The organism is Crossiella sp. CA198 (assembly GCF_052078295.1).
GTDB lineage: Bacteria > Actinomycetota > Actinomycetes > Mycobacteriales > Pseudonocardiaceae > Crossiella.
Map to the genome: position 1 here is coordinate 178,897 of NZ_JBQJIM010000012.1, position 11,452 is coordinate 190,348.

Annotated in this window: 4 protein-coding genes; all 4 read right to left on the reverse strand. The window is 70.8% G+C overall.

From position 1 onward, the window contains the following. Positions 1-98: 98 nt before the first annotated feature. Genes ACTOWY_RS21435 through ACTOWY_RS21450 form a run of 4 tightly spaced genes read right to left on the reverse strand, consistent with a single transcriptional unit; the run spans position 99 to position 11,439 of the window. On the reverse strand, positions 99-1,976 hold the full coding sequence (locus ACTOWY_RS21435) for a hypothetical protein (RefSeq protein ID WP_441311434.1): 1,878 nt from the start codon (positions 1,974-1,976) through the stop codon (positions 99-101). Next, positions 1,969-7,104, reverse strand: a complete 5,136-nt coding sequence (locus ACTOWY_RS21440) for a hypothetical protein (protein ID WP_441311435.1) — start codon at positions 7,102-7,104, stop codon at positions 1,969-1,971. Before ACTOWY_RS21440 ends, ACTOWY_RS21435 begins: the two co-directional genes overlap by 8 nt. After that, entirely contained in the window at positions 7,085-10,249 is a 3,165-nt protein-coding gene (locus tag ACTOWY_RS21445) for a hypothetical protein (RefSeq protein WP_441311436.1), read from the reverse strand. The genes ACTOWY_RS21440 and ACTOWY_RS21445 overlap by 20 nt, the downstream gene beginning before the upstream one ends. Continuing rightward, positions 10,249-11,439 (reverse strand): Kelch repeat-containing protein, encoded by a 1,191-nt coding sequence (locus ACTOWY_RS21450; RefSeq protein WP_441311437.1) that lies wholly within the window; start codon positions 11,437-11,439, stop codon positions 10,249-10,251. The genes ACTOWY_RS21445 and ACTOWY_RS21450 overlap by 1 nt, the downstream gene beginning before the upstream one ends. Positions 11,440-11,452: the final 13 nt, after the last annotated feature.

Genomic DNA, 11,452 nt, shown 5'->3' on the forward strand with positions numbered 1-11,452 from the left:
CCAGTTTGGCCCAAGTGGGCGTACCGGTTGGGCCAAGTGGTACGAGTTCGGCCAAGACTGGGTACGACAACGGCCAACACGCCGGGGGGGTCTCAGGATCAGGGGGTGTCGATCACTGAGTCGAAGCGGAGGCCGCTGGAGCCCTGGCCTCGGCCGGTGCCGCGGCGTACGCCCAGCCACACCACCACGCGGCCGTCCCGCCAGCGGGTGCGCTGGAAGGACAGCGTGAGCCGGGTGCCGGTCTGGGTGACCTCTTCCTCGTTGACGAAGTACGGTTCGCCTCGGTCCAGGCCCTCGCGCAGCAGGTCGGTGCGTGGCCGCACCACCGCGCGCGGTTGCGCCGGGTCGGCCGGGCGGATCGCGCTGGGCAGGGCGGCTCGTTGCAGGTGGATGGAGCGACGGGTGTTGTCCTGGTGCACTGGCACGAACGGGATCCAGTGTTCCGGCACGGTGTTCATCACCTCGTAGGACACCGGGGCGAGTGGCGGTCCCGGTGGCTGGGCGGGTTGGTGGCGTTGCCGCCAGGCCACGGATTCGGCGGCGATCTCACTGCCGCGGCGGGGTTCGCCGGTGGCCGTCCGCACGGTCTGTTCCACGCCCCACACCAGGTTCGCGTTCTCATCCCGCAGCAGCACCACCTCCTCCAGCGCCGGGCCCTCGGCGATCTTGGGCACGCTGGCGGGCAGCAGCAGGCTGGTGTCGGCGGCCACCGGGTCGGCGCCCAGGTTGTCCAGGCTGAACATGGACCAGCGCCGCCAGTCCTGGTCCGGGCCCGCGTTGGCGGGCTCGACCACCGTGGGAATGCCGAAGGTGTCGGTGATGGTCACGTTTTCCAGCGTGGCCAGGGATCCGGCGGGCAGGTCGCAGGGCAGCTGGTACCAGTCGTTGCCGTAGACCAGGGCGAATTCCAGGAAGATCAGCCGGGCCAGGTCGGTGCTGTCCGGGGTGACCGCGGCGAAGTTGGTGCGTCCGTCCTCCACCGCCCACCAGCGTGGCAGCGGCATCCCGGCGTACCGCACCGGGGCCGGGAACACCGTGCGGTGGAAGGGTTTTGGCGGTCGGGTGCCGCCGAGTGGGAGGTTGGCGTCCACGGAGAAGGCGTGCCAGTCCAGGGTGCCGCCGGGGTATTCGCGGGCGGTGAGGGTTTTCTGCGCACCGCCGGGCAGGGTGGTGCCGACGGAGAAGTTGTGCTCCAGATGCCTGCCGTCCCAGGCGTCCTCACCGGTGGGTTTCAGCTCGGGCTGGATGTTGGCGGGTTGCTGGATGAGCGTGTCGAACCAGTCGCGCAGTTCCAGGCCCAGCCGGATGATGGCCTGCTTGTGCAGGGTGAGGCCGAGTAGTTCCTCGATGCCGTCGTAGGCGGTGCCGCCGCGGTACTTGATGTGGTCGTAGAGCTGGTAGCCGTCCAGGTAGCGCCCGGCCATGGCCTGCATGCTCGCCCACACCTCGGGATGGGCCAGGCGCGGACTGTCCTTGTCCTGCAACGGATCCGGTAGCGCGATCGGGTACTTCTTGACGTACTGGGCCCGGAATGAGGCGAGCAGTTCGCCCAGTCCCAGCGGCAGGGTGGCGAGCAGTTTGAACCAGCGGCGGCCAATGGCCAGGCGCAGGTCGAAGGAGACGCGTTCGGTGCCCGAGGTGAAGCGCAGTGCCCGCCGTTCGGCCAGTGCTTCCACCGGCAGTGGCTGCTCGGGCGGGAGTTCCACCGGATTGCCGTCGAACGGCTTGAACCGGCTCACGCTGGCGGCCTGCACGGTGTAGGAGGCGGTGACGGGAGAGCCGCCGTCGGAGGCCTGGAACTCGCCGAGTTGCCATTGCCGGGTGAGCAGCCACAGCGGATCGCGGATCTCCGCGCGCAGTGCCCGGTCGAAGTCGGTGGTGCGCGGACGGCCTTCCAGGCGGTTCCACACGCCGACGGTGGGTTCGGTGCGTTTGGTCAGGTCGCGCGGGAAGTCGAACGGCACGGGTTCAGTCATGGTCGGCCTTCCAGCGCAGGTTGGCGAGCGCGAGATCGGTGCTGATGGTGATCTGCTGCCGGGTCGCGGACATCACGGTGGCCGGCAGCAGCTGCGCGTACGCGGTGTCGTCGAGCTGGGCGGGTTCCACCGCGCGGCTGCGGGCCAGGGCGAAGGTGTCCCGGATGGCGTTGACCAGGTGCACGCGCTGCCAGTTCTGCGGCGGGTCGGTGACCACCGGCGGCGCGACGAGCAGCATGGCCTGCGGTGGTTCGGAATCGGGGCCGTCGTAGTGCACGGCGATGCCGGTGGTCTCGGTCTCGGCCGGGATCACCTCGGTCCACTCGTCCAGCAGCAGCCCGGCCCTGGTCTGGCCGAGTAGTGCGCCGGTGGCGTAGTGCGCGGTGTAGAGCACCTTGTCCTCGGTGATCGGCACCGGTTTGCCCGCACTGTCCTTTGTGAACTCCAGCCCGAGCCAGGAGTCGTTTTCCCGGTAGGGCATTTGGATCGGGGTGAGCGCGGGTTCCCGCCAGGGCGCCATGCCGAGCAGGCCGGGGCCGCTGAACAGCACATCGCCGAGAGCTACGGCCTTTTCCCAGCGGCGTGGCTGTTCGCGCACCCTGGCCACGCCGTGCAGCCAGTCGTCCACCGGGAAACGCCGGGCTTCCAGGTGTTCGAGGAGTTCGCGGCTGTCGAAGTGGGCGTCCCGCCACTGGTCGACCAGCTCGTCGGACGGGGTGAACTCGGGCACGACCAGGACGTCCTCGCCGAGCATGGCCTTGAGCGCGTCGGTGGCGGCGGTGACCTTGTCCGGTCCGGTGAGCGCCGCGTCGTAGGCCAGCAGGGCCTTGTCCGCCAGGGTGTTCCGGTCCTCGATGTCCTTGTTCAACTGGGCGGCCCTGGCCAGGAGGTCGCGGCCGAAGTCCACCACCCGCTGCTGGAACGGTGTCAGGTCCAGGCCCACCGGGTCGATCGCGGACAGCGGCGGCAGGGCGGCGATTTCGGCGAACAGGCCGCTGAGGGTGACCTTGGTGGTGTTCGCGGTGCGCGCGATGACGTCCATTGTGGACTTGAACGTGCTGCGGCGGTTGCCCACGGTGGTGCGCAGGGTGCGCGGGCGATCGGGGCGGGGGCTGGTGATGGTGGTGCTGAGCAGGCGTTCGGCCTGTTCCAGCAACCGGAACCGCTCCTCGTCGGTGGCCGCGGCTGGCAGTCCGTCGTACTTGGTGATCAGCACGTCGGCTTCCTTGAGCACCAGGTCCAGGCGTGTGGCGGTGCCGCCGAGGGCGGCGAGCAGTTCGGCGAACAGTGTGCCGCGCCACCGGGTCAGTTCGCCCCAGCCGCTGCGCACCAGGCCGAATCGGCCTGCGGCGCCGATCAGGTCGGCGTAGCGGATGAGGAAGGTGTCGATGTTCTTGAGCAGCTCGGCGGTTTTGGGTCCGGCGGGTGGGTAGAGCGCGCCGAGGTCGGCGCCGTAGGTGGTGGTGCTGGTGAGCAGCGCGCCCAGGGCTTTGCGTACCGCGGCCGGGCGGTCCCGCGGGATGGTGACCGCCGTGTCGGCGGCGCGGTCCACGGTGGCCACGCCCGCGCCGGGCACCAGGTCGGTGGGCCGGACCGGGCGGGCCGTGGTGAGCAGCGTGCGCAGTGCGTTGATCAGCGGGGACAGCTCGAAGAAGGTGATCCGGCCGTTGACCCGGGTGGTGAACTCGATCTTCGGCCGGACGTCCGGGCGCGGGGTGTCGGCCTTGAACACCGCACCCAGGATCCGGTCCTCCAGGTCGGACTGGGTGGCCGTCTCGCCAACCGGCCGGACTGTCCACAGTAGATCGATGGGTTGCAGGCCGAGGTCGCCCATGGACACCACGCGGCCGTCGGCGCGCTTGCGGATCGGGTCGAACCAGGTGACCTGGGCGACCAGGTTGTCCGGCCGGGGCAGCAGTTGCGGCAGCCAGTCGTTGACCGCGGGTTCGGCCTGGGCGCGCGGGGTGGCGGACAGGCCGGGGGACAGGCCTGCCCGCAGTTGCAGGGCGAAGCGGTGGGTGAGTGTGGTGCCGCTGCGCGGGGTTTCCACGATCGCGGGCTCGGGCGGGAAACCGGCCTTGGCGTAGGCGTCCAGGGTGGCGGCGGCGCGTTCGTGGTTGCCGAGCAGGGCCTGGTGGGTGCCCTCGGCCACCGCGAGGTCGGCCAGCGCGTCGTGCAGATTGCGCAGGTTCTCGACCTCGGCGTGGATCGCGATCAGGTCTTCTCGCGGTGGGTTCGGCGGCAGGCCGGTCTTGCCGAAGGGGTAGACGCGGTGCGCCGGATCGGTGGCCCTGGTGACCGAGCGGTGCAGTTCCAGGCCGTCCACGACCACCCGGGCCTCATGCTCGGCGAACTCCGGCGGCGCGCCGGGCGCGGGCTCGTCGAGCTTGCCGAAGCGCAGTGGGAAGGCCGCGCGCAGTGGTGCGAGGTACTTGTCCAGTTCGCGTTCGGGGTGGCCTTCGTGCAGGCCGCGTTCGAACCGGTAGCCCAGTAGCGCGCCCAGGGATTGGCCCTGGCGCAGGCCGTCCAGGAGTTCCAGGGCGACCCGCACCCGGTCGGAGCTGAGGTTGACCGCGAACTCGCCGCGTTCGGTGCTGCGGTTGGCCAGGTAGCCCGAGCGCAGCACCGCGGCGGTGCGGGCCTGCGCGGGCGAGGGGGTGTGGATGTAGCCGCCGTTGTCTCTCGGTGACAGGTCGGGTTTGACGTTCTCCAGCCAGCCGTAGGCGCCCAGGTGGATACCCTGCGCGGCACCGGGTTGCGCCCGCAGTTCGGTGAGGCGTTCGGTGGCGAGGCCGAGCCGCCAGGCGTCCAGGCGGTAGGTGGCCAGGTCCAGGTGTTCGGCCAGCACCCGTTCCAACCGGGCGGTCGGGGTGGCCGCGAGGACCTCTACCGCGTCGAGTTGTTCCTTGAGCGCGGCGGTGTCCGGGTTGGCGGCCAGCACGGTGCTGATGTGTTTGGCCACGGTGACATCGGTGCTGCCGGTGATCAGCGGATCGCTGGAGTACAGGCGGCGGTAGCGGCTTTCGCTGTCCAGCACGCCGGTTCCGGTGGTGAAGTGCTTGACGTGCACGAACAACGGGTCCCGGTCGGCCAGGTCGGTGGCGTCGGCCACCCCGGCCCGGATGGCCAGTCGGCGGGCGGTCTCGGCGAAACCGAGTAGCACGGCGTGCCGGGCCAGGTAGTACAGCAGCGCGGCTGGCGGCGTCCCGGCGAAGCCGGTCTCGTTGCGGATCACGCTGAGGTCGGTCTTGGCGTTGGCGGTCAGCCAGCCCAGGTAGTTGCGGCCGTTGAGGTCGTAGGCCCGGATGGGGTCCTCTTCGGACAGTGGGCGGTCGTCGATGAGCGGGGCCAGCAGTGGGTGCTGGCTGTCCACGAACAGCCTGCGTAGCAGGTCCGGATCCGGGTTGGTGGCACCGAGTTTGGTGAGCAGGGCCTGGATCGGCGGGGCCATCCGCAACCGGCGCAACGCGTCCAGGATGCCCGCGCCTGCCGCGCCCAGGTTGGCCCGGTTGAACAGGTCTTCCACGCTTTGCGCGTACCGCTGGTGGTACTCGGCCGAGCCCGGGTGCAGGGCCAGGATGTCCAGGAGCTTCTGGTGCGGGTCGCCGCCAGGTTTGTGCAGGTGCTGGACCTTCTCCGCGGCCACCCGGTCCCAGTCGGCGGCCGCGGCGTCCAGGACCTTCTTGAGCGTGTGCCGGTGGGTGTTGGCCGCGGGCCAGCTGAGCGCGCGGAAATCGGTGGCCGGCACGATGCCGTAGGGCTGGCGGCCGATCTTGAGTACCGGCAGCGGGCCGCGGCCGGAGACGTTGCGGACGAAGAACTCCCGTGTCTTGGCCACGGCCTCGTCGTCGAGCAGCGGGTGCAGGGTGTGCCGCAGGAAACTGCCCCAGGTGGCGGGCCACAGCGCGATGTTGGCCGCCTTGGCCTCGGCCTGGTCGGTGCCGTCCGCGCCGGGCAGACCGGGCAGCTGGGCCAGATCGAGGCCCAGCAGTGCGGCGAGTTGCGGTCCGTCCTTTGTGGACTTCCAGTCGGTGGCGGTGAAGCTGGCGGCAGCCGCGCGCCGGGCCGCCTCGGCCTGGTCGCCGGGACCGGCCGGGAGTTGCTCGGTGTTGTTGGTCGGGGTGCCCTGGGGCAGCAGGCTGAGCCCGGAGGTGCTGCGCAGTTGCCGTTGCAGCTGCTGGGTGAGGGCGGCGGCGGTGCCCTCGGCGTCCGGGTTCTCCCGCAGGCCGTACACCAGCAGGGTCGGGATCCCGGCGTCGATCCGGGCGTTGCGGGCGATCCGCACGCCCAGGCCGCGCCGGTGCGCCTCCTCGAAGTTGGTGAGCCACTTCAGCGCCTCCGGCACGTGCAGTTCGCCGGTGGTTTCGTTGATCTTCGGTTTGTCCTGGGCGCCGGGGTCGGGGCTGACCGCGAACGGGCCGAGCACCGGTTCCGAGGTCAGCTCGAAGATCTGGGTGTCGCCGTCCAGTGCGAGCACGGTGAACCGGTCCGGCAGCAGCCGCGCGGTGGCCGGGGTGGTCCAGGACTTGGCGGCGATCTTGTCCGGCGGATACGGGGCCAGCACCAGGAAGGCCACCACCACCGTGTTGTTCGGACTCAGCTCGGCACCGTCCACTCCGGACGGTCGGCGGGACCGGATCACGTTGGCCCGGCTGGAACCGACCGCGGTGATCAGAGCGCGGTCGGCCGCCTGGACCTTCTCGCGGTCGCCGTGCGCCTGCCAGATCGCGGTCCAGTAGGTGATGGTGGGCTGGCGATCGGCCGCGGGCACCGGCGTGGTGGTGACCACCGGCAGTACGACTGCTCCGGCGGGCGCGTTGGTGGGACGCTCGGTTTCGTTGGCGGGCTTGCGTTCGGTGAGCAGCCAGGTGGCCCGGCCCGGTGGGATCCGCCCGGCCAGTTCGCGCCAGGCGGCCTGCTGGGCCACCGCGCTGCTGCCCGCGCGCCACAGTGCGGTCCAGTAGGCGTCCAGGGCGTCGAGTTCGGCGGGGCTGACCTTGGGCTCGAACTTGTCCACCGCCCACTCGTCCGGGTAGATCCGGATGAGCAGTTCGGTTGCGGTGAACCGGGTTTCCAGTCGGACGGGGCCGAGCAGGACCGGGTGCCGGTTACTCAGTGGCGTCGTCATCGGGCAGCATCTCCTGAGCGTGGACGGCCATCAGCACCGGGGCCTGGAAGAGGATGTAGGCGAACTCGGCGGAGCTGAGCCCGGCGTGCCAGGCGGGCAGCTGCACGTCTTCGAGGCGTTGCGGCACCTTCTCGTCGTCGTCGCGCACATCGCTGAGCTGCGCCGACAGCGGCACCGTCGGGGTGGCCGACAGGTTGAGGAAACCCTTGGGCGGCACCGCGTTGTCCACGTCCGGCCAGGAGAGGTCATTCCACACCTCGACGTCCTCGGCCTTGCTCTCGTCCAGCCCGAACCGCGGATCGCCGGGCCGTTCCTTGATCACGAAGAACCAGCCGGAGCCGTCCTCGCCGGGATCGGTGGTGCGGCCCTCGGCCTCGGCCTCCGACAGCGGGAAGCCCAGCAGGTACAGGTCCGGTTCCACCTTGGCCTCATAGATCGGCAGCCGGATCTCGGTGACAGGGCTGGGCCGGTTGGGATCGGCCAGGTCCACCGGTTTGCGTTCCTGGTCCTTGAGGATCTCGCCGGTGACCGGGTCCCGTTGCCAGCGGGCCTTGTGCGCGTAGATGGCCGCGTTCGGGTACTTCTTGAGCAGTTCGCCGCGGATGACCAGGACCAGGTTCTCCTCCTGCGGGCGGCCGAGCCCGGCGTCCCTGGCGTCGTTCTCACCCAGCTTGGCGGTGGCCGGCCACTGGTGGATGGGTTTGATGTCGTAGGTGGCCTCCCTGGACTGGCCGGGCTGCCCGATCGGCTGCCAGAACTGGCGGAACGGGGTGCCGCGCTGGTCGGTCGGATACTCCCGCCACAGCAGTTCGCGCGCGAGTTCGTGGTTGAGGCCGACCATGAACGCCTCGATGTAGGCCTGGTCGGTGAGCAGCAGGGTGATCGTGTTCGGCGGCACCAGCCCGAGGCTGGGCACGAACGCCTCCACGTCCAGGTCGCGCAACGCCTGGTACATCGGCAGGTCGATCCGCGGGTAGGCCAGCGCCTCGGTCAGTCGCGGGGTCTCGCCGGTGAGCCTGCCTGGCACCTTGACCGAGTCCCGCAACCGCTTGAGCACGGTGCTGTCCGACCGGATGTTGTCCAAAGTGGACTGTGCGGTGCCGGTGACGCCGAGCTGCGGGCGTTCCGGCATCCTGGCTCCGGCGAAGGACCCATTCCAGCCCTGGTAGAGCGAGCTGATCGCCTTCTTGAAGTTCAGTGCCTCATCGCTGTCGTTGCCCCCGGGCAGGTCGGTCTCCAGGTCGGTCAGCTCGCGCAGTTTGAAGCGATTGTTCTTGGGCAGACCGGGAACCGGGTCCGGCGGTGGGTCGTTCGGATCGGCGTCCAGCAAGGCCGGGGTGCCTTCGACATCCTTGGGGGTGATCAGCGAGACCGGCTTGCGCTTGGGCACGGCCGCGGTCACCCCGGCCGGATCGTCCATGCGTGGCAACAGTTCCTCGGCACTGGGACCCGCGGCGTCGAGCGCGCCGGGGGCCGGTGGCGGGAACAGCTTGCGCATCAGCCGGGAGGCGGGGCGGGTGGCGCGGCGCATGGCCGGGGACACCGGCGCGCCCGCGATCCGGGAGCGGGCCACCCGGAAGCCGACCGCGACCCGTTCGGCCGGGGCTGCCTCGGTGCTGTCACCCTCGGCGGTGACGCGGGTGTGCACCGGTGCGGTCCAGGTCAGCTTGCGACCCGGGCGCGGGGTGTCGTCCAGGAGTTGCTCCTCCCGGGTTTCCGGCTCGAAGTGCTTCTGCTGCAAGGAGTGTCCGACCTCGCGGTGCAACTGGGCGGCCCGGATCCGGGCGTTGCCTTCGAGGACCTCGCCGACCTGGGCCCAGGCCGCGGCCATGAACTCCTCCTGGCGGTCCTGCACGATCAGGGTGCCGAAGTTGGCCGCCACCCGGTAACGCGGGTCCAGGTTGAGTGTGTGCAGCCAGTTCGGGTTGGCCGGATCCGGTACCAGCGATTCGCCGGTGCGGCCGGTGAGCAGCCTGGAGGTCAGCGCGGGCCAGCGCCCGTACAGCGGCGGGGTGATCACCGGGTCGGCGGGTTCGGGCAGTGCGGTCAGGCCCGCGTTGGCCTGCACCGGGGCGGTGGTGAGGTAGTCGTCGGCCAGGTTGATCAGTTCGGCCAGCTTTTCCTGGAACGGGTGCGGGAAGGCTTCGGCCCAGCGGTCGAAGATGTCCAGGGGCCGGTCGGTTTGCAGTGCCCCGCCCAGTTTGAGCAGGCCGCGGGTAGGGGCCAGGATCGGCGGCAGGTCGTAGCCGGGGGAGCGGCTGACGTCGATGTCCCGGCGGGCGATCTTCGGATCGGCGAAGCGAGGTTCCAGGATGCGCACCAGGTACTCGAAATCGCCCGCGGTGCCGGTCTGGAAGAACCAGCGGTGGTAGTAGGGCAGCGGCCCACCTGCCCCGCCCCAGCTGGGCGCGAGCGCGTCGGCCGAGGGAAACTGGCCCAGTCCGGCCAGGCGGCCGTTCTCGAAGGCGGGCACCAGGAACGCGTGGTAGCCGGTGTTGGACTGGAGGTGGCGTGGGCAGACCAGCCGGGAGCAGGCCAGGTCCGGGTTCTCCCGCAACACCCGTTCCAGCGCGGCCAGGGGGCCGCCCGCGGCCGGGGCGAGCACCGCCCCGGACAGGTCGCCGTTGACGTGCACGTGCGCCCAGGCGCCCAGTTCCATCGGCGGCGGCAGGGTTTTCGCCGGATCCAGCACGGTGATCGCGGGCAGTGGCGCGCCGGGCACGGTGATCCCGGTGAACTCATCGCCCTCGCCGGGACTGCTGGCCCCGGCCAGCACCACCAGCGCCAGCCACGGCCGCACCCGCCCGGCGGTGCCGGTGTGCCGGTCCGGGCTGTACCGCCAGGGGAAGTCCTCCTCGTAGAACTCGATGTGCGCCAGGTAGTTCGGCTCGAAGTTGGTGATCCAGGGCAGTGGTTCGACCCGGGAGACGGCCCGCTGGTCGACCCCGATCACATCGCCCGGCCCGTACAGCGCGATGGTGCGTGAGACGGGCTTGAAGGGCTTGGGATCGGTGGGCTTGAGTGGTTCGCCCTTGATCTCCAGCTCGACCGGGATGCTGATCCGCGAGTTCAGCACCACCGCGTCTTCGTCGATGTGCGTGGCCAGCCCGGCCCGCAGCCAGGGCAGGAAGGAGTAGCCGCTCATCACGGACCGTCCACTGTGTACACCTCGGTGACCGCGGTGAGTTCGGCGGTGCCGGGGGTGGCCGCGGTCAGCCCGGCGCGTACGACGCCGCCGGTGACCACGACCCGTTTCCCGTCGGAGAGCGCCACCGCGCCCAGGTCCCAGCGGGCCTGTTCCGGCAGGCCCGCATCGTCCCAGGCGCCGGTGGCCAGGTTGAACAGCAAAGCCTTGGCGTAGCCGGTGTCCCCACGCGCGCCGCCGGTGCCGCCCACGATGAGCACCCGGTTCCCGCTGACCGCGATCGCCCGGTGCGCGGCCCGGCCGCCGGGCAGGGGCAGGGCCACCGGGGTCCAGGCGCCGCCGGTCGGGTCGAACAGTTCGGCGGTGGCCCGGTGGAACGGATCGAACCCGCCGTCGGGGGTCATGCCGGGTGCGCTGCCGCCGGTGACCAGGACCTTGCCGCCGACCAGGGTGGCCTGGTGCTGGGACCGGGGTTCGCCGAGCACACCGGTGGTGGCGGTCCAGGTGTCGGTGTCCGGGTTGTAGACCTCGCAGTAGGCGAGCGCGGCCTCCTGGTCCCGCCGGATCGGCACCGCGCCGCCGACCACCAGCACGTGCCCGTTGGGCAGGCGCAGCGCGGCGTGCCCGGTACGCGCGTCCAGCATGGGTTTCTTGGTGGTCCAGGTCTTGTCCGCCGGATCGAACAGCTCGACCCGGTTGAGGGCCTGTTCGGAGTTGGCGGTGCGCGTGGTGCTGCCGCCGGTCACGAGTACTTTGCCGTTGCTCAGCAGCACCGCGCTGTGTCCCCAGCGCGGCCCGGCCATCTGGTTGACCACCGGCTCCCACTTGCTGCTGGCAGGGTTGTACAGCTCGGCGGTGGGCAGTCCGGCCGCTGGGAACTGGCCGCCGCCGGCGATGCCGCCGATCACCAGGACCTGGCCGCCGGTGAGCGCGGTGGTGCTGTGCGCCCGCCGGGCGGTGGTCAGCTTGGCCAGCGCGGTCCACTTCTCGGTGCCGCTGTCATAGCTCGCGGTGTCCGCGCGGGCCCCGGCGGCGCTGCCGTCCGAGCCGCCCGCGATCACCACCCGGTCCGGTTTCCCGGTCTCGGTGACCAGCACCGCGCCGTCGGTGCGGCCGTTCCAGCTGCTCGCCACGGGCGCGTCCGGCACGCTCTTCCAGGCGCCGACGGCGGCCAGGATGGGACTGGTCATGGCAGGTTCCCTC